Source organism: Pseudogulbenkiania subflava DSM 22618 (assembly GCF_900177275.1).
Classification (GTDB): Bacteria; Pseudomonadota; Gammaproteobacteria; order Burkholderiales; family Chromobacteriaceae; genus Pseudogulbenkiania; species Pseudogulbenkiania subflava.
On the sequence record NZ_FXAG01000028.1, the window covers coordinates 1 to 23,815 of the forward strand.

The window sequence follows — 23,815 nt, forward strand, 5'->3', positions numbered from 1 at the left end:
ACCCATTTCGGACTGATCGCCTTCCAGCGCCAGACGAGCGGAGCCGGTGATGATCGGGGTGTCGTCACCCGGGAAGTCGTAGGACGACAGCAGGTCGCGCACTTCCATTTCCACCAGTTCCAGCAGTTCGGCGTCGTCCACCAGGTCAGCCTTGTTCAGGTAGACGATGATGTACGGCACACCCACCTGACGGGACAGCAGGATGTGTTCACGGGTTTGCGGCATCGGACCGTCAGCGGCCGAGCACACCAGAATCGCGCCGTCCATCTGGGCAGCACCGGTGATCATGTTCTTCACATAGTCGGCGTGGCCCGGGCAGTCTACGTGAGCGTAGTGACGGGTAGCGGTTTCGTATTCAACGTGAGCGGTATTAATGGTAATACCACGTGCCTTTTCTTCCGGCGCGCTGTCGATCTGGGAGTAGTCTTTGGCTTCGCCACCGAATTTCTTCGACAGAATGGTGGTGATAGCGGCGGTCAGCGTGGTTTTACCATGGTCAACGTGACCGATGGTGCCGACGTTTACGTGCGGTTTTGTCCGCTCGAACTTTTCCTTAGCCATGGCAAAATTTCCTGAATCCGAAACAAATTAAGCGGTGGTGCCCATGGGCAGAATTGAACTGCCGACCTCTCCCTTACCAAGGGAGTGCTCTACCCCTGAGCTACATGGGCCCTAAAACTGGCATTTAACGTCTGGAGCGGGTGAAGGGAATCGAACCCTCGTCGTAAGCTTGGAAGGCTTCTGCTCTACCATTGAGCTACACCCGCCCGTCACGATCACGGACGACCTTACAACACGCCGCCAAGACGTTTAAAAAGTATTCTGGTGGAGGGAGAAGGATTCGAACCTTCGAAGGCAGAGCCGTCAGATTTACAGTCTGATCCCTTTGACCGCTCGGGAATCCCTCCTGAAAGAGACCCGAATATTATAGACACCCCCGAAGGTCGTCAACACCTTTTTTGAAAAAATCGCATTTTTTTGCGGATAAAAAGCAGAAAGGTCCGGCGGACTGCTTTACCACCGAACCCTTCTCTTTCCAGATCAGACACTTAGCACCGAATCAGGCCTTGCCGCTGATGCGTAGATACTTCTGGTACAACTCGTCCTGCGTTTCCTGATGGCTCGGGTCCAGCGGAATGCAGTCGACCGGACAGACCTGCTGGCACTGCGGTTCGTCGTAATGACCGACGCACTGGGTGCACAGGTTGGGGTCGATCTCGTAGATTTCCTCGCCCTGCGAGATGGCGCTGTTCGGGCACTCCGGCTCACAGACGTCGCAGTTGATGCACTCGTCAGTAATCATCAAAGACATAGTATTTTCCTCAAGTATTTCATGTTTGAATTCTGTCACCCGGCTTGCCGGCCCGCAAGTCCTCACTGTTATATGGATATAGCGGGCTCCGGCGGCGGGCTACAGGCTTGCGTCTGGCCGGTCCCGCCCGAGCAGTCCGTAATGGACCAGGCCGGCGCGGCCTTCTTTTATCCGTTGCCAGCCGTCGAGTCCGGGCCAGCTGGCCGCCTCGGCGTAGACCCGCGCATCGTCGGCGAGCACGGCGGGCAGCAGCGGCAGGATTTGCTCGAGCAGCTCGGAACGGTAGGGTGGATCGAGAAACACCAGGTCGAAGCGCTCGCGGCAGCTTTTGAGGTAATGCACCGCATCCATCACCACGACCTCGACCGACTGCGCCGCGAGCAGCTGGCGATTGGCCTTGAGGCTTTCGGCGACCTTGCGCGACTTTTCCACCATGACCACGCGCCGCGCCCGGCGCGAGGCGGCTTCGAAACCCAATGCGCCGCTGCCGGCGAATAGATCGAGGCAGTTGAGCCCGTCCAGCTCCTGTCCAAGCCAGTTGAACAGGGTTTCGCGCACACGGTCGGGGGTTGGCCGAAGGCCTTCGGCGTCGGGGAACGGCAGTTGCCGGCGGCGGTAGTCGCCGCCAATGATCCGAACTTGGTTTCTGGCTTGACTCATGGTAAAGCGGTGAAAAAATCAAGGCGCAGAGTTTACCGTGATCCGGTGCTCGGCGCCTTAATTTTAATCAGCTCACTGCCACGTGGACGATCCCGGTACGACATCGCCCCGCGGCAAGGGCCTACTGCCGGTCTCGATCGACACAGCCGGCGGCGCCCACAGCGCCCCCTGGTTGCCCGCGCGCCCCGCCCGTGCGCAGACGGGAGCAGCTACGTTGGTGGAACGGTCAGGAATTCGGCCCGACGATGACCGTCGCCATTTGCTCGGGGTGGATACGGCGTCGCCAGGCATCGCGTACTTGGTCCGGCGTGACCGCCGCGACGTGCTTCACGTAATCGTCGAGGAAAGTCAGCGGCAGCTGGTACAAACCGATCACGCCGAGGTAGCCCAGCAGCTTGCCGTTGCTATCGAAGCGCAACGGGAAGCCACCGATGATGTTGGCCTTGGCCTGCTCCAGTTCGGCCGCGCTCGGTCCTTCTTCGATGAACTGCCTCAGTGTGTCACGGGTGACCTTGAGGGCGGTCGCGGCCTGGTCGTTACGGGTGGAAAGCCCGATACCGAACTCGCCGGCGCGCTGATACGGGCTGAAGTTGCTGCTGACGCCGTAGGTGAGGCCGCGCTTGTCGCGCACTTCCTTCATCAGCCGGGCGTCGAAACCGCCGCCGCCGAGGGCATAATTGCCGACCAGCAGGGGGAAGTAATCCGGATCGTCCCGGGTGATCACCGGCATGCCCAGCGCCATGTGGGTTTGTGTTCCGGGATGGGTCAGCTTGACCGTCTTGCCGGCGGGCGGCAGCGCCACCGGCGGAATGGCCGGCAGGCTGCCCGGGCGGTTGGCAAGCCCGGCGAGCAGTTCTTCGGCCAACCTTTCCGCTTCCGCCCGACTCAGGTCGCCGACGATCGATACCACGGCGTAGCGCGGCTGGTAGTGACTGCGCCAGAACGCCAGCAGGTCGGCACGGGTGATCGATTTGAGCGATGCCGCGGACACCCTGGCGTTGATGCCGTAGGGATGCTGCGGGTACATCTGCCGGGTCAGCTCGCGCTGCGCCAGGAAACCGGCGTCGTTCTCTTCCTGGCGCAGGTTTTCGATGGTGCGCGCCTTTTCCCGCTCGAGGATGGCCGCGGGGAAGGCGGGGTGGGCCAGCACGTCCGCCGCCAGCGCCACGGCCTGCTCGCGCACGGCGGGACGAGCCAGGGTGCGCAGCGTGACGCCGGCTCCCTCGAGTTCGGCGAATGCCGACAGCGACGAGGCGGTATCGGCCAGTGCTTCGCGCAACTGTTCTTCGCTGCGCCTGGCGGTGCCGGCGTCGAGCAGACTAGCGGTCATGTCGCTGACGCCGGGCTTGGCCGGGTCTTCGCGCCGGTTGCCGGCGTCGAACTCGACGCGCAGGTCGACGATGGGGTTGGCATGGGCCTCGACGAAGTAGACGCGGGCGCCCTGGGCACTGTTCCAGTGCTGGATGGTCACGGCCTGCGCCATGCCGCCGAGCAGCATGGAGACGGCCAGCCAGCCGATCACGCTCTTGGACAATTTAACGGACATGAGTCTGATCCCCTTGTGGCATGGCCGGCATACGTGGCTTGTCTCCCTGTTGCGGCAATAGCGTCACGACAGTCAGATGGTCGTCGACCAGGCTGCGCGCCGCCTGCCGCACCTGCTCGGCGCTAACCTTGGCGATATTGGCGTCGATGGTGGCGTCGTCGCGCCAGGAGAAGCCGATGCTTTCCAGGTTGCCGATCCGCATGGCCTGGGCAAACATCGAATCCTTTTCATAGATACGCCCGGCCTGCAGCTGCAATCGCACGCGTTCCAGCTCGCGTTCGCTGACACCGTCACGGGCGATATGGGCCATTTCCTGGCGCAGGGCCTGTTCCAGTTGCGCCAGGGCCTTGCCCTGGGCTGGCACACCGCTGAGCGAGAACAGGGCTCCGCCGCGGCCGAGCATGTCGTAGTCGGCCGACACCTCGGTGGCGACGCGCTGTTCGCGCACCAGGCGACGCGGCAGGCGCGACGCGGCCTGGCCGTCGAGAATCGCCGACAACATATATAAGGCATACGGCCGCTGCGCATCGACTTTCTCCAGCCGCGGCACCTGCCACGCCAGCGTCAGGGAGGGCAACGGCGACACCGCCTTGACGCTGACCCGGCGCTCACCCTTCTGCTCCGGCTCGATCTGCGGTCGGCGCTCGGGCAGTGCCACCGGCTTGAGCGGGCCGAACTGGCGGCGCGCCTCAGCGATCACTGCCTGCGGATCGACGTCGCCCACCACCACCAGCGTGGCGTTGTTCGGGCCGTACCAGTGGTGGTACCACTGGCGCAGGTCGTCCGGCTTCATGTGGTCGAGGTCGTCCATCCAGCCGATCACCGGGTAGCGCACCGGGTTGGCGACGAAGGCGTTGGCGAACAGGGTTTCAGCCATGATGCCGGCGGGCTGGTCGTCGGTGCGCATGCGCCGCTCTTCCTTGACGACCTGCAGTTCGCTGGTGAAATCGCTGTCCTTGAACGACAGGTTGTGCATGCGATCCGCCTCCAGCTTGAGCGCCAGCGGCAGCTTGTCGGCAGCCAGCTGCTGGAAGTAGACGGTGTAGTCACGCGAGGTGAAGGCGTTGTCCTTGCCGCCGGCCTGGGCGATGAGCCGGCTGAACTCGCCGGCCGGCACCGTCGGCGTGCCCTTGAACATCATGTGCTCCAAAAGGTGCGACAGCCCGGTACGGCCGTTGACCTCGTCCACGCTGCCGACGCGGTACCACAGCTGGGATACCGCCACCGGCGCGCGCTCGTCGCGCTGCACCACGATTTTCATGCCGTTGTCGAGCACGGCCTCGACGGGCTCGGCCGAAACCACGCCGCACACCCCGAGAAACACCACGCCCGCAACAGTCGAGAGGGTTCTAGAAATCACGGAATCTGCCCTATGCCTGATTTGAGGATACAATTTGGTCCATCTGATGCCATAAGTTGACTACAGCCCAGCATGTTTAGTTTCTTCAAGAAGAAGTCTGCGCCGCCGGCCATCCCGGCCAGCAGCGAAACGCCTACCCCCGATACCGTCAGCGCCACCGAGCTCATTCCCGACACGTCACTGCCTCCGGAGATTCCGTCCGCACCGGCCGTCGTGCCGGCGGCGTTTGAGACCGCCCCGCCCAAGAAGCTGAGCTGGACCGAGCGGCTCAAGGCCGGCCTGTCGAAAACCCGCGACAAGCTCGGCAAGTCGCTGGCCGGGCTGTTCGGCGGCGGCAAGATCGACGAGGACCTGTACGACGAGCTGGAGACGGTGCTGTTGACCGCCGACATGGGCGTCGACGCCACCCTGCACCTGCTCAAGGACGTACGGGAGCGCGTCTCGCTGCGGGGCCTGAAGGATGCCGCCGAACTGAAAGGGGCGCTGAAGGATTCGCTGAACGACCTGATCGGGCCGCTGGAGCAGCCGCTCGACGTCACCGGACGCAAACCCTATGTCATCATGATGGCCGGCGTCAACGGCGCCGGCAAGACCACCAGCATCGGCAAGCTGGCCAAATACTTCCAGTCGCAGGGCAAATCGGTGCTGCTGGCCGCCGGCGACACCTTCCGCGCTGCCGCACGCGAGCAGCTGATCGCCTGGGGTGAGCGCAACAACGTCACCGTGATCGCGCAGCAGAGCGGCGATTCGGCCGCGGTGTGCTTCGACGCCATCAAGGCGGCGCAGGCGCGCGGCATCGACATCGTGCTGGCCGACACCGCCGGCCGCCTGCCGACGCAGCTGCACCTGATGGAAGAAATCAAGAAGGTGAAGCGAGTGATCCAGAAGGCGCTGCCGGAGGCGCCGCACGAAGTGATGCTGGTACTGGACGCCAACATCGGCCAGAACGCCATCAACCAGGTCAAGGTGTTCGACGAGGCGCTCGGCCTGACCGGGCTGATCCTGACCAAGCTCGACGGCACCGCCAAAGGCGGGGTGATCGCCGCCATCGCCAAGCAGAACCCGGTGCCGCTGCGCTTCGTCGGCGTCGGCGAGAGCATCGACGACCTGCGCCCGTTCAATGCGAAGGACTACGTTGACGCGCTGTTCGACTGAGAGCCATCCCGTCAGGCGGCTCCGCCTTGGCATGGCGCATGTTGGCCGGCGGCGTGCCAATCCATGGCTCTGGGCCGATCTGAAGATTGGTCCAGCGAGCTTTGGCCGGCGGCTCGGATGCCTCGTGTACCCCGTGTACATTCCGCCTCCCGTGCGCCGGCAACACGCGCCCCACCCGGGCTCGCTCGCCCGCGGCAATAACGCCATTTGCCGCGTGGCCCTGGCTTCGGCCAATTAATCTATCCGCAAGGGGACTCTTCCGCATGATCCAGTTCGACCAGGTGACCAAGCGCTACCCCGGGGGTAACGAGGCCCTGAAGAATCTCTCGTTTGCCATCGACAGCGGCGAAATGGTGTTCCTGGCCGGCCACTCCGGTGCCGGCAAATCCACCCTGCTGAAGCTGATCGCCGGCATCGAGCGCGCCACCAGCGGCGGCGTGCTGGTCAACGGCCAGAACCTCAGCAAGCTGCGTCCGAGCCAGCTGCCTTACGTGCGCCAGCACATCGGCCTGGTGTTCCAGGATCACAAGATCCTGTTCGACCGCCCCGTGTTCGACAACGTCATGCTGCCGCTCAACATCATCGGTTTCGACCGGCGCGATGCCGCCAAACGCGTGCGCGCTGCGCTCGACAAGGTCGGCCTGCTGGGCAAGGAGAAGGCCATGCCGATCCACCTCTCCGGCGGCGAACAGCAACGGCTGTGCATTGCCCGCGCCGTGGTGCATCGGCCGTCCATCCTGCTCGCCGACGAGCCTTCGGCCAACCTCGACCGCGCCTACGCGCTCGACATCATGGAATTGTTCAAGTCGTTCCACCAGGTTGGCGTCACCGTGGTGATCTCGGCCCACGACGAGACGCTGATGGAAGACTACGGACGCCGCATCATCCGCCTGAGAGAAGGACAGTTCGCCGCATGAAGCACTTTCTCTACCTGCACCTCCTGAGCGCCCGCCAGGCGTTGGTCAAAATCCTGCGCCAGCCGTTCGGCAGCCTGCTCAGCCTGCTGATGCTGTCGGTGGCACTGGCGCTGCCGCTGGCCCTGTACCTCGGCGTCGAGAGCACCCAGGCCTGGGTTGGCAAGCTCACCGCCACGCCGCAGATTTCGCTGTTCATGGAGCTGTCGGCCGAAGACGCCGACCTCGCCGCGGTAAAAAGCTCGCTGGCCGGCAACCCCAAGGTGAAATCGGTCAGCTTCGTCAGCAAGGCCGAGGCGCTGGCGGGGCTGGAAAAGCGCAACGGCCTCGACGGCCTGGCCGCCGATCTGGACAGCAACCCGCTGCCAGACGCCTTCGTGGTCACCCCGGTGACGCTCGAGCCCGGCGAGCTGGACATGCTGCAGAAGGAGCTGTCGGGCCTGCCGATGGTCGAGTCCGCCCAGTTCGACGCCAGCTGGGCCAAGCGCCTCTACGGCATGGTCGAACTGGTGCGCCACCTGACCTTGTTTCTCGGCGCCGCTCTCGGCCTCGCCCTGGTACTGGTGACGCATAACACCATCCGCATGCAAATTCTGGCGCACCGCGACGAGATTGAGGTGTCGAAGCTGATCGGCGCCAGCGACAACTTCATCCGCCGGCCCTTCCTCTACCACGCCTTGTGGCAGGGCATCCTGGCCGGGCTGATCGCCTGGGGGCTGACCAGTTGGCTGGTGGCCACGGCCAACCCGGCGGTACGCGAATTCGCCCAGCTCTACAACGAGCGGCTGGAACTGCGCACGCTGACAGCGTTCGAACTGCTGGCCATGCTCGCCGCCACCGGCGTGCTGGCGATGCTCGGCGCACGGCTGGCGGCCAATCATCACCTGCGCCAGATCGAGCCGCACTAGGCGCCCCTCACGGCGAAAGAGACCGGCTATCGGGCCGATTGAAAAATACATCGCCACCGGAACTTTTTGCAGCTGGCACTCGACCAATGCGAGTGCTAGCATTGCACTACCCATCAAGGAGGTAGTTAATCCATGACCGCAACGTTCGCCTTGCCCGTCCCCTCGTCCAGCGGCAGCCTGGAGCAGTACATCCAGATCGTGAACAGCGTGCCGCTGTTGAGCGCAGAAGAAGAGAACGAGCTGGCCAACCGCCTGCATGCCCAGAACGATCTGGAGGCGGCCAAAAAGCTGGTGCTGTCGCATCTGCGCGTGGTGGTATCGATTGCCCGCGGCTACGCCGGCTACGGCCTGCCGCAAGCCGACCTGATCCAGGAAGGCAACATCGGCCTGATGAAGGCGGTAAAACGCTTCGAGCCGGACCGCGGCGTGCGCCTGTTCTCCTTCGCCGTGCACTGGATCAAGGCCGAAATCCACGAATTCATCCTGCGCAACTGGCGCCTGGTGCGTGTCGCCACCACCAAGCCGCAGCGCAAGCTGTTTTTCAACCTGCGCAGCATGAAGAAAAGCTTCGCCGCGCTGACCGACAGCGAAGCGCGCGTGATCGCCGACGATCTCGGCGTCAAGCCGGAAGAAGTGCTGGAGATGGAAACCCGCATGAGCGGCCAGGACGTGGCCCTGCTGGCCGACGACAACGACGACGAGGGCTTTGCCCCGATCGACTGGCTGGCCGACTCCGACCACGAGCCGACGCGCCAGCTGGAGAAGAAAGCCTTCGACCACCTGCAGACCGCCGGGTTGGAACAGGCCCTCTCCTCACTCGACGCACGCAGCCGCCGCATCATCGAAGCGCGCTGGCTGGCCGATGACAGTGGCGCCACGCTGCACGAACTGGCCGCCGAGTTCGGCGTCTCGGCCGAGCGCATCCGCCAGATCGAGGCCAAGGCACTGACCAAGATGAAGTCCGCACTGAGCGAGCGGGCCGCCATCGAGGCCTGAAGCGCCTGATCACGGAACACAACAACGCCCCGCAAAGCGGGGCGTTTTGCTTGCTACGGCGTAAAGCGGGTTAGTCGCCCGTAGGATGGGGAAAGGCGTTTGCGCCCTGCCCCATCAAACCATGCGCTTCAGTGGTGGGTTACGCGACGCCTCGCCCATCCTACCCCGCCCCCCCCTGCGAAGCCGCCGCTTCAGCGGTATTGCGGGGGCAGCTTTTGCCGCGCCGCCTCCGTGGCTCGCCTCAGCCCGGCCCAGGCCGGCTCACGCGGATCGAGTTCGTTCAGGAACGAGGGGGCGTAGGTGGGGAACGACGCCAGCGCGGCGCCGAGCGTCGCCTCGGCAGCGTTTTCGTCCCCCGCCAGCGCCTCCAGCTGGGCCTTCTTCAGCAACACGTCCGGATAGGGACGGAACGCCGCCAGCCGTGTCAGCCAGCGCCGCTTTTGCGGCAGCTGTTCGCGCGTCGGCTGCAGGTAATTGTCCAGCGTGTTGAGCGCGTGGAAGGCGAACAGCGGTTCGGTCTCGACGATCTCGGCCAACCGCGCCACGCGTGTTTCGTTGGCCTTGGCGTTGGCCAGCGGCGTATACAGCCCGAGCAGCTCGTCGTAGCGGGTCAGCCCCGTCAACGACAGCCAGCCCAATGCCGCCACCCCCAGCCACAGCGGCAACCTTGCCAAGCGCGGCAGACGGACGCCCGGTCCCGGCGCCAGCGCCACGAAGATCACCAGCACGGCAAGGAAGTACAGATACCACAACGGGTATTCCAGCAGGCTGTGGATCAGCGTCACCGCCATGCCTCCCAACGGCAGAACGTGTTCCAGTTCAGCCCGCTCTCGGAAATACGGCCACACCGTCCAGACAAAGCCTCCCAGCACCAGCAGCGTCACCAGCCCGCCCATCTCCGCTAACAACTGCAGCACCAGGTTATGGGCATTGGTGAACAACCCGCTATTGAAGCCGGCGGCGGCAAACGGCGGCAGCGGCTGCAACCGCACGCTCTCGGCCGCGAACTGCGACCAACCGACACCCCACAGCGGATGCGAGCGGAACACCAGCCAGGCCTTGTGCATCTCGGCGAAGCGGCGCGAGCCCATGCTGTCGCCATTGGCCGCCAGCCGCTCCAGCCCCGAGGCCCCGCCGACGCTTTCATGACTCAGCAGCGACACCAGCTGGTTCACCCACGGCAGCAGGAACTGCGCCGCCAGGATCAATACGCAACTGATCCATAGCACGTTGCGCAGACGTCGCGAAGCCGTGTCGCCGATGCGCCAGTGCCAGACCAGCGCCAACACCGATAGCGCCAGCAGATAGAGCAGGATGGTGCGCGAGCCGGCCCAGGCCAGCAACAGCGCCAGCCATGCCGCCAGCCCCCACAGCCAGCGCGCCGGCAATTTCCCGGCGGCATGCAGATAACACCCCGCCAGCACGCCCCACATCAGGTAATGGGCGAACTGGTTGCGCTGGCCGATGTGGCCGAAAATGTTGCTGGTCGGATGGGCGTGGTCGTAGAACAGCAGCCCCCCTGTGGCTTCGGCCAGCCCGGTCAGTTGCGCCATGCCGATCAGCGACTGGAGCAGCGCCCCCGCCAGCAAGGCCCAGGCGAGCCAGACGGTCAGCTCACGTTGACCGAAGCGCTCGCGCAGCGTCACCGTGACGCAGGCTAACAAGGCCATGCACGCCCAGGCCAATGCCGTTGCCCAGCTCATGCCGGGGAACAGCACCGGCACCAGCCACGGCTGCAACCCCCAGCACAGCCCCGCCAGCAAAGCCCACCAGGCCGCGCGCGGCACGCGATCGAACAAGGCTGGCGTCGCGGGCAGCAACAGCACCGCCGCCAGCACGGTCAGCCAGACCACGTTGATCTCCCCCCACCACTGCGGCAAGGGTACGTAGTGGAAGCGCGAGGCGAACGGCACAATGGCGATCAGGCAGACGCTCAGCAGGGCAAGACGGGGAAACAGTCGAGAGGAAAGCATTGGTGTCGGGTCAGTAAACACAAGCGCGCAGCATAGCGCAAAGCGAGGGGGAGGAAAAAGCCGGGAGGGGGCCCGGCTCTACACTGAAATAATCTGTCGTAAAGTGGCGGTTAAAATACTGCAATCAATGCTATTTCGCCGATACCATTTTGACAGCCGCTTGATAACCGCCTTGGCGATATGCGATTTGCACTTTAGCAGTCAGTTCCTTGAGTGGACCATATTCCGGCTCAGAAACCACATTCAGCATGTCCTCCGCCTGCCCCGCCAAATGGGGAAATGACACCAATGCCATCGCTAACGTCTCTTGCGCCTGTTCAGCTTGCTGGCTTAAAGCTTGTAACATGGCCAGTTTAACCAGAATGCCGAAATAGGGACGGAAACGCGCTATTTCGTAAAACAAGGCCAGTTGCGTCGATTTTTGCGCTCTAACAGGAAACAAATAATTACTCAGTACCAGGTCCACGTCACTAGACCATAGAGGGTTCTGCCGTAAAGCAATCATTTCGCGTATACGGTAACCGGTGTCCACGCCAGCGCTGGGCGGCCTATCCCACAAAACCAGGCGGGCAAAAATCGGGACACCACTCACAGCGTAAGTGATGGTGCCAATGCAAATTGACACAAGCAACGCATTGCGAATGCCCAGCCTCACTACTAATGCCATTGGCTTAGCGGGGGACAAACACAACACAATAGCGAAACAGCAAAGAAATGGCATATACCACAATGGGTATTCGAACATGGAATGGCCCAGTGTAATCATGGCCAATCCAATTAACATCAGATTCTCCGACGTTGCTTCCCGGCGACGCAGATAGGGCAACAGGCAATACAACAGGGCAGCTAACGCATAGATCAGACCCATCAGCCCTGTTTCTGCCATCAACTGGAAAATTATATTGTGGGAGTGTGTGAATAGTGTATTTTCCGCAACTTTGGAATATCCACCGTAAGCCTCATACCACATGCTTTGCCAAGCATAACTGCCAAAACCCGTGCCAAATAACGGATGTGCAAGGAGTACCTGCCAAGCCTTGCTCCACTCAATACGGCGCCGGGCGCCAAAACCGGCATCCATCAGGCGGTCAGCCCCACTGACAACATTGATCTGCACACCAGACCAGCGAGTAAAAGTAGCCACTAACTCATGAGTGAACAATTGTGCGAGCATGATCAGCAACGTTGTCGTTATCAAAGCTATGACGAAGCGCCGGATAATTTGATCTTGGCTACCACGGAACCACCAGAGGCCGGCCAATAAGATGAACCCTCCGGCATAAGCCAGCACAAGACGCGTACCCGACCACGCCATCAACAGGGCAAAAAACGCCGCCAGCACCCCCCATGCCATCCAATATTGCCGGCGACTCGCGAATAGATAGCAGTTAGCTAACGCACCCCAGCCTAGAAAATGGGCAAACAAGTTAGGCTGTCCGATATTACCAAAAGGAATTGAAGGCCCCGGCTTGGATGAAACGAAGAAGATAAAGTCATGCCCAACACTAGCCATTCCCAAGGCTTGAAGGAGGCCAAACAATGCCTGAACAAAAGCAGCCAGCAACAGCCCCCAAGCCAGCATGCTAACGACCGACTCACGACCATGAGTTTGTACCTCACGGTATGCCAGCATGCCGCCTGAAAATGCCATCACAAAGAATGCCGAGACTTTCAACACAGGTTGGAATCCAGCCTGATTGCCCCCGACCGGTAGCAATACCGCCAGCAACAGCCATCCCATGGCCAGCAACACTGCCGGCGGGAATGCCGAGGAAGACTCCTTGCCTCTGGTGAGCACCAACTGCGCCAGCCATGCCAACGCGATCAGAAACATGCAGCCAATATCGGTCCACCAATCCAACAACGGCTGATAATGCAACCAGTTGAACAAGGGTAAGACAATAGCCAAGACAAGCAGCAGCGAGGGCAGTCTTTTCACGAAGATATCCCAATAAAAAAAGAGGGTGGCAAGCACCCTCTTTTTCAATTTACATCATTATTAACGGCAGGATGTCGGCAGGTATTTGGACGGGGTTGCAGACGAGGTTGCAGCGCAAGTCCAGCTCAGCGGCCCCGATGGCACGGTACCCCCGACCACGCTGGAAGCGCCATCCTTTGGCGTCAGCTTGAAAGAGACCCCCTTGGCATTAGTAGTCATTGTCACAGTAATCGCACCAGAAGTTGAATCAACGGCGATGGATTGAGTATTGTTGACCGGGCCAGTAAAGCTATAACCCTTGCTCAGGTCGGTAGTTCCATTCATGGCGTTCTCGGCCACGGTGGTTTTTGCTGCAGAAGCCAACTCCAGACCTTCAGAGACCTTGGCGCGGACAACGTAGTCCTGATACGCCGGAATCGCCAAAGCAGCCAAAATACCGATGATCGCGACCACGATCATCAGTTCGATCAGGGTAAAGCCCTGTTGCATGGATTTGTTCATGGTTGAACCCCCAAGTTTGTTGAATATCAAGGCCGACATCGGCCAGACTGCGCTGAAGGAGCCTTCGGCCGATTTCTGGTCCGTGTCACTCCGTTTCGAGGGCCATTCTTGCAATCTGCATGCCAGCTCAGCCAAATCCTTGAATTCCGATTACTTCAATGCCATGCCCGCCGTCAAGCATGGACGGCACACGACAGAAAGTGCCGTTTTTCGTCACCCCGCCTTCGCACTTCTCCCCCCCAAGGCTGTGCTAGCATCGCGTGCATCGAACATTGCACAGAGCGTCTCCCGATGAGCAACCAAGACTGGCTGGCTCGCAGCCGACAGGCCGTGTGGCACCCCTGTACCCAGATGAAACGCCACGAAGCGCTGCCGCTGGTGCCGATCGCCCGCGCAGAAGGGGTATGGCTGACCGATTTCGACGGCAAGCGTTACCTGGATGCGGTCAGTTCCTGGTGGGTGAACCTGTTCGGCCACGGCCACCCGGCGATCAAGGCCGCGATCAAGGATCAGCTCGACTCGCTGGAGCACGTGATGCTGGCGGGCTTCACGCACCGCCCGGTGATCGAGCTGTCGGAGCGGCTCGGCAAGCTCACCGGCCTCGGCCACGCCTTCTACGGTTCGGACGGCGCCAGCGCCACGGAAATCGCGCTGAAGATGAGCTTCCACTACTGGCAGAACAGCGGCCGTCCGGGCAAGATGCGTTTTCTCAGCCTGGAAAACAGTTACCACGGCGAGACCGTCGGCGCGCTGGCAGTGACCGACGTGCCGCTGTTCTCGTCGACCTACGCTCCGCTGCTCAAGGCCGGCACCCGTGTGCCGACGCCGGATGCGCGCCAGGCCCGGGACGGCGAGACGGCGGAGGATGTGGCACGGCGCGCCGCACGAGCACTGGAGAACGTGCTGGCCAAGCAGGCCGACAGCATCGCTGCGCTGATTGTCGAGCCGCTGGTGCAGGGTGCCGCCGGCATGGCGATGTACCACCCGGCTTATCTGGAGGAAGCACGCCGTCTGTGCGACCGCTACCAGGTGCACCTGATCGCCGACGAGATCGCGGTGGGCTTCGGCCGCACCGGTACACTGTTCGCCTGCGAGCAGGCTGGCATCCGGCCGGATTTCCTGTGCCTGTCCAAGGGCATCACTGGCGGCTTCCTGCCCTTGTCGTGCGTGCTGACCACCGATGGCGTCTACCAGGCCTTCTACCACGACGAGGTGGCTCGCGGCTTCCTGCACTCGCACAGCTACACCGGCAACGCACTGGCTTGCCGCGCCGCGCTGGCAGTGCTGGACCTGTTCGAGCAGGAAGACGTGCTCGCGCGCAACCGGGAAAAGGCCGCGCACTTCTCCACCCTGCTCGCCCCCTTACGCGCCCATCCACAGGTACGCCAATTCCGCCAGCAGGGCATGATCTGGGCTTTCGAGGTCGAGACGACGCGCGGCGACTTTGCCATGGCGTTCTTCTCCGCCATGCTGCAGCGCGGCTGCCTGGTGCGGCCGATCGGCAATACGGTGTACTTCATGCCACCCTACGTGATCGAGGCGGAGGAGATGGCGCTGCTGTGCCAGGCCACGCTCGACACGCTGGATGAACTGCAGCACTCCGGGCAATGGCCGGAACGCGCCACGCCGCCGCTGCCGTAACGATTGCCAAGGCCGGCCGATACCAATAGCATTGCAGGATCACCCTACCATTGACATGGGGCTAGGCCATGCAATTGCGCCTACCGGATAATCTGATGGACCCCAAGCTGGTCGACCTGCAGCCGGACAGCGTGGCCGACTGGCTGGATCGCCTCCCCTACACTCGCCTCGACGAATGCGGGCACTTGCTGCTGGGCGCCCTGCAAAGCCTGAGTCGCACCCAAGTGGCGGTCGGCACCCGGCACAAGCTGCTGAAGCTTTACCTGGCGGCGCTCGATCGTTTCTTTCCGGCATTGGAAACCCAGATCGTCAGCGACGAGGTGGTCAGCTCGTCCAAGGCGCGCCAGGCGGCGCGCCTCGGCATGGCGCTGTTCGATGCGCTGTTCGCCGGCTTCAAGCGCACCTTGGTGGAACGACTGGAAAAGCGCTCGCTGCTGGAACGCGAACAGCCCAAGGTGGAGTTGCTCTGCCTCGCCCTGTTGACCGCGCGCATGCAAGTCAAACTGGCCATGGAGTGCTATAGCGACCTGCCGCTGCACTTCTGGCACGACTGCCACCAACTCTACCAGCTCGCCGAGGAATCGGGCTGGCAGGAGCGCCGCCATGCCCCGGCGGAAACCATCGCCGTGGTGTATCGGCAGATCCTACTGATGGGGCTGACCGACAGCAAGCATCTGGGCGACAACGAAATCGCGGCGGCCAAGGGGCTGATCTTCCGGCTGGCGCCGCGGATCGGACTGATCGCGCTGGCCGGGCTCACCAAGACACAGGGCTTCGGCTACCAGGTCGACCCGGCGCGTGACGACCCGCCTCACTTCTTGCCGCTCAAACCCCAAGTGGCCGCCAGCGGCGAATTCTGGGTCTATCTGAACGACGTCATCGACGCCCTGCAACAGCCGGATGCCTTGGCGCGCCAGTTGGCGAACGAAGCGGCCATCCCCGCCGAGCTGACCGTGGAGGTGGCACGCAAGCTGGCCGAAGAGTGGGCGCAGCCGAGGCGGCGACGCCAGCCGCGCCAGCCAGTCCAGCAATGGCTGAGCCTCACCGCCCAGTTATTGCCGATCTGGCTGACGCTGCGACCCGCCCCGGTGGAACCCATCGACGATAGCCCGATACCGGTGCTGGGCCGGCCGGCTCCTCCGGCCCTGTTCCAGGCCGTCAACCAGAGCCAGCTCGGTTTTCTGCTGCGCGGCAACCCGCAGGAACAACCGCTGCGGACCGGCGAGCTGCTGCTGCTCGCGCCGCAGTTGCAGCCGGACAATCGCCTGTTGTGCGCGGTACGCTGGGCGGCGGCGCCGCTCGGCGGCAACGACGTGGAATGCGGTGTGGAGTTGCTCGGGCCGGCGCCGGAAGCGGTCGAGGTGCTGCCCACCATCACCTACCAGGACGACGTGTTCCAGCCGGCGCTGCATCTGGCGGCACAACCGCGCCTCGGGCGCCCGGCCCTGCTGGTTATGCCGGGCCGGCCGTTCTCGCGACTGCGCGAATTCGTGCTGCGCGACAGCCACGGCGAAACTCGCATCCGTGTCACCCGCGTCGAACTGCAGACCCCGTTCTACCAGGCCATGGAGTACCGCCGCAGCGTGGATCTGTGAGCCGGCCCGGCGAGCGGCGCCCTTTCGGATAGCGCGCAAGTTGCGGCATACTGGCGGACCTGATTTCTTCGTTGCGAGTGGGGTTTCATGCAATCGGTCATTCATGCGGGCAGTCGCCTGGTGGTCAAGGTCGGGTCAAGCCTGGTCACCAACGACGGTAAAGGGCTGGACCTGGCGGCGCTGGCGCGCTGGGCGGCCGAGATTGCCGACCTCAAGCGGCGCGGCAAGCAGGTGGTGCTGGTTTCCAGCGGTGCCATCGCCGAAGGCTGCCAGCGCCTGGGCTGGAGCAGCCGCCCCAAGGCCGTGCACGAGCTGCAGGCCGCCGCCGCGGTGGGCCAGATGGGCTTGTGCCAGGCCTACGAGAGCGCCTTCCGGGAATTCGGCCTGCAAACCGCCCAGGTGCTGCTGACCCACGAGGATCTGACCGACCGTACCCGCTACCTCAACGCCCGCTCCACGCTGACCTCGCTGCTCAATCTCAACGTGGTGCCGATCATCAACGAGAACGACACGGTGGTGACCGACGAGATCCGCTTCGGCGACAACGACACGCTGGGTGCGCTGGTGACCAACCTGATCGAGGCCGATGCGCTGGTGATCCTGACCGACCAGCAGGGCCTCTACACCGCCGACCCGCGCAAGAATCCGGACGCCGAGTTCGTTCACGAGGCGGTGGCCGGCACCCCGGAGCTGGAGGCGATGGCCGGCGGCGCCGGCAGCAGCGTCGGCACCGGCGGCATGATGACCAAGATCCTCGCCGCCAAGCGTGCGGCACGCAGCGGTGCCGCCACGGTGATCGCCTGCGGCCGCGAACTCAATGTGCTGTCGCGGCTCGCCGACGGCGAAGCCATCGGCACCCAGCTGCTGGCGCCGACCAGCCGCATGACGGCGCGCAAGCAATGGCTGGCCGACCACCTGATCCTGACCGGCCGGCTGGTGCTCGACAGTGGAGCCGCACTGGCGGTGCGGCAGAAGCGCAGCAGCCTGCTGCCGATTGGCGTATTGCGGGTGGAGGGCGACTTCCTGCGCGGCGAGGCGGTGGCCTGCGTCGACGAGAGCGGCGTGGAAGTGGCGCGCGGCCTGGTGAACTACAGCTCGGACGAGGCGCGGCTGATCATGCAGAAGCCGACGCGCGCCATCGAGGGCATCCTGGGTTACCTGGTGGAGCCGGAGCTGATCCACCGCGACAACATGGTGGCGCTGTAGGGCGGAAGCCCTGCGTAGCAGGGCGTTCCGCCTCTATGCCGAACACCGGTTTGGCGGAACGCCCCCATTCCTTCGCGACGCGACGCTTGCCTCACTCAGTTGCTCGGCGGAACGCCCCATCCGGGGCTTCCGCCCTACTCCTGGGCGCCGTGCTTGAGTTCGATGGCGCGCACGATGACGTAGGCGATCATCGAACACAGGAAGAACAGCAGCATCATCCACGCCACCGACTGCAGCGTTTCAATCAGCGTGCGGTAGATTTCCAGCGTCCAGCGCATGCCGTTGAGTTCCAGCGCCGCCGATTCGCGGTTGGCGGTGACGTACTTTTCCAGCTCCCACAGCCGCACCCCGCCGGACACCCCGACCACCACGATGGCAAACAGCAGATACTTGCGCCAGGCGTCGGCCATTTCATCACCGACAATACGGCTGAGAATGCGGTTGACCGCGCCATCGAAAAACTTGGCGGTGATCAGCGAGGTGGCCAGCGCCACCAGGAACGTTGTCGCCAGCAATACAAAGAACATGAAACTCCCCTTGTTGTCAGTCGTCATGACTGGCACGCATTGTACGCGCCCAATACGGTAGATTCGATGGCACGGTGAAATACCAAGGCCAAGCGGTGGCGAGGTCGGAGCCCTCGCCACCCGGCGCCCTCTCAGAACCTATTCACGATCTTGCTGTGCGTCCCTGATCGGGGCTCATGTGCACTGCGTGCGAATCTATCGCTGGGCCCATCGAAGATGGGCACGCAGAGATTCGCTCAGCGATCAGAAATCCTCATGTACTCCAGTACATTCCGGTTTCTGCGCTGCTCTTCACCCCGCTGAGGGCCGCTCACGACAGATCGTGAATCAGGTTCTCAGGCCGCCTCCGCAACCAGACTGGCCGCGAAACGGGCCAGCAGGCCGGCTGCCTCCGGTGTCGGCCGCACCTGCGCCAGTAAGGCCTGCGGATCGCGTCCGGCAGCGCATAGCCGGTCATGCAGCAGCTCGAGGTAGCGGCGCATGGCGTGCTGGTCGAATTCGGGGTGGAACTGCACCCCCCAGGCCGAGCCGAGGCGGAACGCCTGGTGCGGTTCGAAGGCGTTGCCGGCGAGCGGCACCGCCCCCGGCGGCAGGCGCAGCACGGTCTGCCAGTGAATCACGTTGGCGGCAAACCGCGCCGGCAGCGTGCCCAGCAACGGGTCGGTTTCGGCCGCCACCAGACGTTCCACCTCGACCGCGCCGGCTTCCGGCCCGTGCGGATGGTAGCCGACTTCGCCGCCCAGGGCGTCGGCCAGCAGTTGGTGGCCGTAGCAGATGCCTAGCAGCGGCACGCGGGCGGCGTGCGCGGCGCGCAGCCAGGCGGCGGTGGCTTCGCTCCATGGCGCGCGCTCGCTGACCATGGCCGGCGAGCCGGTGATCACGGCAGCGGCGCAGTGTTGCGGCGGCGGCAGCGTCTCGCCGGCGACCACGTTCACCACTCGCCAGTCGTCCGCATCGGGCAGCTCGCGGCGGATCCAGTCTTCAAAATCCCCCTGCTCTTCGGCCAACGCGGGCAGGGTGCTGCCGGTCTTGATGATCAGTTTCTCGCTCATGTCGCTTGCTCTCGCTGGGGCTCAGTCCTTCAACGGCAGACCGAAATGACTGTAGGCCTGCGCCGTCGCCATGCGGCCGCGCGGGGTGCGCTGCAGGTAGCCCTGCTGGATCAGGTAGGGTTCGATCACGTCTTCGATGGTATCGGAACTCTCGCCGATCGCCGCCGCCACGTTGTCGAGCCCGACCGGGCCGCCGGCGAACTTCTCCAGGATGGCGGCAAGCAATTTGCGGTCCATCACGTCGAGTCCGGCCGGGTCGACGTCGAGCATGGCCAGCGCGGCGTCGGCCACCGCGGCAGTGACCACGCCGTCGGCCTTGACCTCGGCGTAGTCGCGCACGCGGCGCAACAGGCGGTTGGCGATGCGCGGCGTGCCTCGACTGCGGCGTGCCACCTCGAAGGCGCCGTCCTCGCCCAGTTGCACGTTGAGCAGGCCGGCCGAGCGGCTGACGATGCGCGTCAGCTCTTCCGGGGTATAGAACTCGAGGCGCGCGACGATGCCGAAGCGATCGCGCAGCGGGTTGGTGAGCATGCCGGCGCGGGTGGTGGCGCCGACCAGGGTGAACGGCGGCAGGTCGATCTTGACCGAGCGCGCCGCCGGGCCTTCGCCGATCATGATGTCGATCTGGTAATCCTCCAGCGCCGGGTAGAGGATTTCCTCCACCACCGGCGAGAGGCGGTGGATCTCGTCGATGAACAGCACGTCGTGCGGTTCGAGGTTGGTCAGCAGCGCCGCCAGGTCGCCGGCGCGCTCCAGCACCGGGCCCGAGGTCTGGCGCAGGTTAACACCCATCTCGCGCGCCACGATGTGCGCCAAGGTGGTCTTGCCGAGCCCCGGCGGGCCGAACAGCAGCACGTGGTCGAGCGCCTCGCCGCGCTTCTTCGCCGCCTCGATGAAGATTTCCAGCTGCTCGCGCGCCTTCTTCTGGCCGACGTAGTCGTCGAGCGCCTTGGGGCGCAGCGCGCGTTCCAGCGCTTCTTCCTGCGCGGACAGCGACTGCTGGGTAACGAGTCGGCGCTCGGGTGCGCCGCCGATCAGGTTGTCGGTTTCGATCATGGCATGGTCTTGAACATCAATGCTGTGATGTTACCACTGCTATACTGTGCCCCGCTTGCGGCCAACGTTGGCCGCAAGCGACGTCTTCAGGGCGGGGTGCAATTCCCCACCGGCGGTATGGCCCCAGGGCCGAGCCCGCGAGCGCTTTTGCCTCCCCGGCAAAAGGTCAGCAGATCTGGTGCGATGCCAGAGCCGACGGTCACAGTCCGGATGAAAGAAGATGAACGCCGCCGTGCCATGCGCACGCGCGGTGCCGTGGGCATTTGCCTGCGCCAACCTTCAGCCCGGAGGCGTGTTTCTCAACCCAGCATCTTGAGGACCGTTTCCATGAACGCCGATACCGACATCCTTTCCCTGCGCGTCCACGCCGCGCTCGATGCCCTGCGCCAGGGCAAACCCGTGATCGTGGCCGACGACCACGACCGCGAAAACGAAGCCGACCTGATCCTCGCCGCCGACGCGTTGACGGTGCCAGAGATGGCGCGCCTGATCCGCGACTGCAGCGGCATCGTCTGCCTGTGCCTGACGCCGGAACACGCCGCCCGCCTGCAGCTGCCGCCGATGGTCGCCGATAACGGCAGCCGCTACGGCACCGCCTTCACCGTCAGCATCGAGGCGGCAGAAGGCGTGAGCACCGGCGTCTCCGCCACCGACCGGGTCGCCACCATCCGCGCCGCCATCGCCCCCGCCGCGCGTCCCGAGCACCTGGCCCGCCCCGGCCACGTCTACCCGCTGGTCGCCCGCGCCGGCGGCGTGCGTGAACGGCGCGGCCATACCGAGTCTGCGGTGGAACTGGCGCGGCTGGCCGGCTTCAGCCCGGCCGGCGTGTTGTGCGAGCTGATGAACCCGGACGGCAGCATGATGCGCGGTGCCGAACTGGATGCCTACGCCGCGCAACACCAGCTGCCGCAACTGACGGTGGCCGAACTGGTGGCATGGCTGGAACGCAATACAAACTGAGGTGGGCCGCCTGTAGGGGCGTTCCGCTGGGCGTGGATCCCACGGTTTGACAGCGTAGTTGCTTGATGGGCGGCACGGGTGGCGGAACGCCCGGTTTCACCGGGCTTCCGCCCTACGCCGCGGTGGCTACTTCGCCTTCTTGCCGCCACCATTACCCGGTTTGAGGCGGATGGAAACCCCGCCCCGGCCGCTGCTGGCCTTGTGCACCTCGAACCAGCCCGACTTCACCACCAGGTCCGACAGTTTGGCGAAGCCGTAATTGCGCGGGTCGAAGTCCGGCATCCACTGCCCCAGCAGGCTGCCCACGCCGCCCAGATCGGCCCAGCCTTCGTCGTCGTCCATGCTCTCGATGCCCTTCTGGAACTGGGCACGCAGCTTCTTGTCGAGCGGGCGCAGCACACGGGCCGGCTGCGGCGACTTGGCGGCGCCGCGGCCGGCCTCGTCCCCCTTGAGTGCCACCTCGTCCGTCTTGACCTCGTCGACCCTGCCCAGCACTTCGACGTAGACGAACTTGCTGCAGGCGTTGACGAAGGCCGAGGGCGTTTTTTCCTCGCCGAAGCCCCACACTTCCAGCCCGTCCTCGCGCAGACGAGTGGCCAGGCGGGAGAAGTCACTGTCGCTGGAGACTAGGCAAAAGCTCTGATAACGCCCCGAGTGCAGCATGTCCATGGCGTCGATCACCAGCGTGATGTCCGACGCGTTCTTGCCCTTGGTGTTGGGAAACTGCTGGATGGGATGGATGGCGAAGCGCGCGCACAACTCGCGCCAGGCCTTGTCATGACGGCTGAAGTCGCCGTAGACGCGTTTGAGCGCCAGCACGCCGAGCTTGCCGGCTTCTTCCAGCACGTCTTCGATCCAGCCCGGCGAGACGTTGTCGGCGTCGATCAGTACCGCGACGTTGGCCATATCGGCTCCTTGTTGTTAAAGCCTGTTCATGATCTCGCGAGTTCGCGCGAGACAAGGCAAGCATGACGGATGAAGCGGCGTTGATACGAAGTCAATGCGCATTCCTGCATCGAATTCAACGCAGTATCGCCCAAGCGCAGCAAAGCGAATAAAGACCAGCCGATCGAGGGCAGGCTTTCAGCGCCCGCCGGCCACATCCAGCAGGTGGCCCGTGGTGAACGAGGCTTCCTCCGACAGCAGCCACAGAATGGCGGAGGCCACCTCTTCCGGCTGGCCGCCGCGCAGCATCGGCACCGCGCTTTTGACGCGGTCCACCCGACCCGGCTCGCCGCCGTCGGCATGCATCTCGGTATAGATGAAGCCGGGGCGCACGCCGTTGACACGGATGCCTTCGGCCGCGACTTCCTTGGCCAGCCCCACGGTCAGTGTATCCACGGCGCCCTTGCTGGCCGCGTAGTCGATGTATTCATTGGGCGAGCCCAGCCGCGCGGCGGCGGACGACACGTTGACGATGGCGCCGCCTTGCCCGCCATGGCGCGTGGACAGCCGCTTCACCGCCTCGCGGCAGCACAGCAGCGGCCCCAGCACATTGGTGGCCAGGATGCGCTGCCAGCGCGCCACGCTCATTTCGTCCAGCCGCATCTGCTGCTCCAGCACGCCGGCGTTGTTGACCAGCGCCGACAGCGGCCCCAGGCTCGCCTCGGTTTCGGAAAACAAGCGCAGCACGTCCACCTCGTCGGCCACGTTGGCGGCGATCGCCACCGCCTTGCCGCCCTCGGCCACGATGCTATCCACCACGGCTTGCGCCGCGTCGGCGTGGCGATGGTAATTCACCGCGACCGCGTAGCCGCGGCGGGCCGCCAGCCGGGCCGTGGCTGCACCGATGCCTCGCCCGCCGCCGGTCACCAGCAGCACCTTGTCCATGCTTTACCCTTTCATCAGGCTCTTGAGCGCCAGGCGCACGCCGTCGCTCACCGTCACCTCGGGCGGCAGGCCCTTGGTGGCGGCAGCGGCCTCCTTGTCGTTGTAGCCCAAGGCCAGCAGTGCGTTGACGATGTCGCTCTTGTCGTCCGGCGTGGCGGCGAACGGCAGCCCGCCCGGGGTGGTCACGGCGCCGCCGGTGGCGAGCTTGCCGCGCAGCTCCAGCACCAGGCGCTCGGCAGTTTTCTTGCCGATGCCGGGGACGCTGGAGAGACGTTTGAGGTCTTCGCTGGCCACCGCCAGCGCCAGTTCGTCGGCGCTCAACCCGGACAGGATGGCCAGCGCGATCTTGGCGCCGATGCCGCCGACCTTGATCAGCTGGCGGAAGGTCTCGCGCTCGCCCTTGCTGGCGAAGCCGAACAACAGGTGGGCGTCCTCGCGCACCACCAGGTGGGTATAGAGCGTGGTTTTCTCGCCCAGCGCGGGCAGCAGGTAGAAGGTGCTCATCGGCACGTCGACTTCGTAGCCGATGCCGCCGACGTCGACCACGATCTGCGGCGGGAGTTTTTCGATGAGCTGGCCGGTGAGGCGTCCGATCATGGGGTGTCCAGAATGAGAGAAGGTTGGCCGAAGAGCGGCGTCAAGCCGCCATGCTGCCACAGTCGGCGCGGCTTGTTGAGCCGGTCG

23 protein-coding genes, 3 tRNA genes and 1 riboswitch are annotated in these 23,815 nt (G+C 64.1%); of the genes, 9 read left to right on the plus strand and 17 right to left on the minus strand.

All coding sequences use genetic code 11. The annotated features are described in order from the left end of the window. The 8 genes from B9N72_RS18720 to B9N72_RS18755 form a co-directional block, all read right to left on the minus strand. Positions 1–561, minus strand: a 561-nt coding sequence (locus tag B9N72_RS18720; RefSeq protein WP_143477873.1) for a GTP-binding protein, incomplete at its 3' end; no start/stop codon positions are given. A 35-nt stretch (positions 562–596) separates the two neighbouring features. After that, positions 597–671: transfer RNA gene (locus B9N72_RS18725), tRNA-Thr, on the minus strand. Between the two features lie 22 nt (positions 672–693). Beyond that, positions 694–767: transfer RNA gene (locus B9N72_RS18730), tRNA-Gly, on the minus strand. 56 nt (positions 768–823) lie between these two features. After that, a tRNA-Tyr gene (locus tag B9N72_RS18735) sits at positions 824–908 on the minus strand. 152 nt (positions 909–1,060) lie between these two features. Then, positions 1,061–1,312 (minus strand): YfhL family 4Fe-4S dicluster ferredoxin, encoded by a 252-nt coding sequence (locus tag B9N72_RS18740; protein ID WP_085277724.1) that lies wholly within the window; start codon positions 1,310–1,312, stop codon positions 1,061–1,063. A gap of 99 nt (positions 1,313–1,411) precedes the next feature. Beyond that, positions 1,412–1,972, minus strand: coding sequence for a 16S rRNA (guanine(966)-N(2))-methyltransferase RsmD (rsmD, locus tag B9N72_RS18745; RefSeq protein WP_085277725.1), 561 nt, complete (start codon positions 1,970–1,972; stop codon positions 1,412–1,414). 226 nt (positions 1,973–2,198) lie between these two features. Continuing rightward, entirely contained in the window at positions 2,199–3,518 is a 1,320-nt protein-coding gene (locus B9N72_RS18750; RefSeq protein ID WP_085277726.1) for a M16 family metallopeptidase, read from the minus strand. Further along, the gene (locus B9N72_RS18755) at positions 3,508–4,878 is read right to left on the minus strand and encodes a M16 family metallopeptidase (RefSeq protein ID WP_085277727.1); all 1,371 of its coding nucleotides are present in this window, start codon (positions 4,876–4,878) and stop codon (positions 3,508–3,510) included. The genes B9N72_RS18750 and B9N72_RS18755 overlap by 11 nt, the downstream gene beginning before the upstream one ends. Positions 4,879–4,950: 72 nt before the next feature. On the opposite strand from B9N72_RS18755, the gene ftsY reads away from it, so the two are divergent. The 4 genes from ftsY to rpoH all read left to right on the plus strand — a co-directional run bounded on the left by ftsY (position 4,951) and on the right by rpoH (position 8,851). Then, the gene (ftsY, locus tag B9N72_RS18760; RefSeq protein WP_085277728.1) at positions 4,951–6,033 is read left to right on the plus strand and encodes a signal recognition particle-docking protein FtsY; all 1,083 of its coding nucleotides are present in this window, start codon (positions 4,951–4,953) and stop codon (positions 6,031–6,033) included. Positions 6,034–6,296: 263 nt separating this feature from the next. Then, positions 6,297–6,950: a cell division ATP-binding protein FtsE gene (ftsE, locus tag B9N72_RS18765; RefSeq protein ID WP_014085752.1), complete on the plus strand. Its 654-nt coding sequence runs from the start codon at positions 6,297–6,299 to the stop codon at positions 6,948–6,950. After that, positions 6,947–7,855 (plus strand): permease-like cell division protein FtsX, encoded by a 909-nt coding sequence (gene ftsX / locus B9N72_RS18770; protein WP_085277729.1) that lies wholly within the window; start codon positions 6,947–6,949, stop codon positions 7,853–7,855. The genes ftsE and ftsX overlap by 4 nt, the downstream gene beginning before the upstream one ends. 132 nt (positions 7,856–7,987) lie before the next feature. After that, positions 7,988–8,851: an RNA polymerase sigma factor RpoH gene (gene rpoH / locus B9N72_RS18775; protein ID WP_085277730.1), complete on the plus strand. Its 864-nt coding sequence runs from the start codon at positions 7,988–7,990 to the stop codon at positions 8,849–8,851. 191 nt (positions 8,852–9,042) lie between these two features. Here the strand turns inward: rpoH and B9N72_RS18780 are convergent, their stop codons facing one another. The 3 genes from B9N72_RS18780 to B9N72_RS21505 form a co-directional block, all read right to left on the minus strand. After that, the gene (locus tag B9N72_RS18780) at positions 9,043–10,824 is read right to left on the minus strand and encodes a PglL family O-oligosaccharyltransferase (RefSeq protein ID WP_085277731.1); all 1,782 of its coding nucleotides are present in this window, start codon (positions 10,822–10,824) and stop codon (positions 9,043–9,045) included. 130 nt (positions 10,825–10,954) lie between these two features. Further along, positions 10,955–12,799, minus strand: a complete 1,845-nt coding sequence (locus B9N72_RS18785; protein ID WP_085277732.1) for a PglL family O-oligosaccharyltransferase — start codon at positions 12,797–12,799, stop codon at positions 10,955–10,957. Positions 12,800–12,823: 24 nt separating this feature from the next. After that, entirely contained in the window at positions 12,824–13,264 is a 441-nt protein-coding gene (locus B9N72_RS21505; protein ID WP_085277761.1) for a pilin, read from the minus strand. Between B9N72_RS21505 and B9N72_RS20970 the strand changes: the two genes are divergently transcribed. From B9N72_RS20970 to proB, 4 genes are all read left to right on the plus strand, one after another. After that, the gene (locus tag B9N72_RS20970) at positions 13,263–13,559 is read left to right on the plus strand and encodes a hypothetical protein (protein WP_143477874.1); all 297 of its coding nucleotides are present in this window, start codon (positions 13,263–13,265) and stop codon (positions 13,557–13,559) included. The genes B9N72_RS21505 and B9N72_RS20970 overlap by 2 nt on opposite strands. Further along, positions 13,556–14,905: an adenosylmethionine--8-amino-7-oxononanoate transaminase gene (locus tag B9N72_RS18795; protein WP_085277733.1), complete on the plus strand. Its 1,350-nt coding sequence runs from the start codon at positions 13,556–13,558 to the stop codon at positions 14,903–14,905. Before B9N72_RS20970 ends, B9N72_RS18795 begins: the two co-directional genes overlap by 4 nt. Before the next feature lie 68 nt (positions 14,906–14,973). After that, on the plus strand, positions 14,974–16,500 hold the full coding sequence (locus tag B9N72_RS18800) for a hypothetical protein (RefSeq protein ID WP_085277734.1): 1,527 nt from the start codon (positions 14,974–14,976) through the stop codon (positions 16,498–16,500). A gap of 87 nt (positions 16,501–16,587) precedes the next feature. Further along, the gene (proB, locus tag B9N72_RS18805) at positions 16,588–17,706 is read left to right on the plus strand and encodes a glutamate 5-kinase (protein ID WP_085277735.1); all 1,119 of its coding nucleotides are present in this window, start codon (positions 16,588–16,590) and stop codon (positions 17,704–17,706) included. A 134-nt stretch (positions 17,707–17,840) separates the two neighbouring features. On the opposite strand, the gene B9N72_RS18810 is transcribed toward proB, so the two are convergent. From B9N72_RS18810 to ruvB, 3 genes are all read right to left on the minus strand, one after another. Then, positions 17,841–18,233 (minus strand): hypothetical protein, encoded by a 393-nt coding sequence (locus tag B9N72_RS18810; protein WP_008955864.1) that lies wholly within the window; start codon positions 18,231–18,233, stop codon positions 17,841–17,843. A 335-nt stretch (positions 18,234–18,568) separates the two neighbouring features. Then, complete coding sequence (locus B9N72_RS18815) at positions 18,569–19,285, minus strand: glutamine amidotransferase (RefSeq protein ID WP_085277736.1); 717 nt, start codon at positions 19,283–19,285, stop codon at positions 18,569–18,571. A 21-nt stretch (positions 19,286–19,306) separates the two neighbouring features. After that, positions 19,307–20,341 (minus strand): Holliday junction branch migration DNA helicase RuvB, encoded by a 1,035-nt coding sequence (ruvB, locus tag B9N72_RS18820; protein ID WP_085277737.1) that lies wholly within the window; start codon positions 20,339–20,341, stop codon positions 19,307–19,309. A 78-nt stretch (positions 20,342–20,419) separates the two neighbouring features. Continuing rightward, positions 20,420–20,567, plus strand: a riboswitch (FMN riboswitch). Between the two features lie 101 nt (positions 20,568–20,668). Here ruvB and ribB point away from each other — a divergent pair. Next, on the plus strand, positions 20,669–21,301 hold the full coding sequence (gene ribB, locus B9N72_RS18825; protein ID WP_085277738.1) for a 3,4-dihydroxy-2-butanone-4-phosphate synthase: 633 nt from the start codon (positions 20,669–20,671) through the stop codon (positions 21,299–21,301). Positions 21,302–21,427: 126 nt separating this feature from the next. Here the strand turns inward: ribB and B9N72_RS18830 are convergent, their stop codons facing one another. From B9N72_RS18830 to ruvA, 3 genes are all read right to left on the minus strand, one after another. After that, a complete protein-coding gene (locus tag B9N72_RS18830) occupies positions 21,428–22,207 on the minus strand; it encodes an NYN domain-containing protein (protein WP_085277739.1) in 780 nt (259 codons plus the stop codon). Positions 22,208–22,384: 177 nt separating this feature from the next. Then, entirely contained in the window at positions 22,385–23,131 is a 747-nt protein-coding gene (locus B9N72_RS18835; protein WP_085277740.1) for an SDR family oxidoreductase, read from the minus strand. Positions 23,132–23,134: 3 nt separating this feature from the next. After that, a complete protein-coding gene (gene ruvA, locus B9N72_RS18840) occupies positions 23,135–23,728 on the minus strand; it encodes a Holliday junction branch migration protein RuvA (protein ID WP_085277741.1) in 594 nt (197 codons plus the stop codon). Positions 23,729–23,815 lie beyond the last annotated feature (87 nt).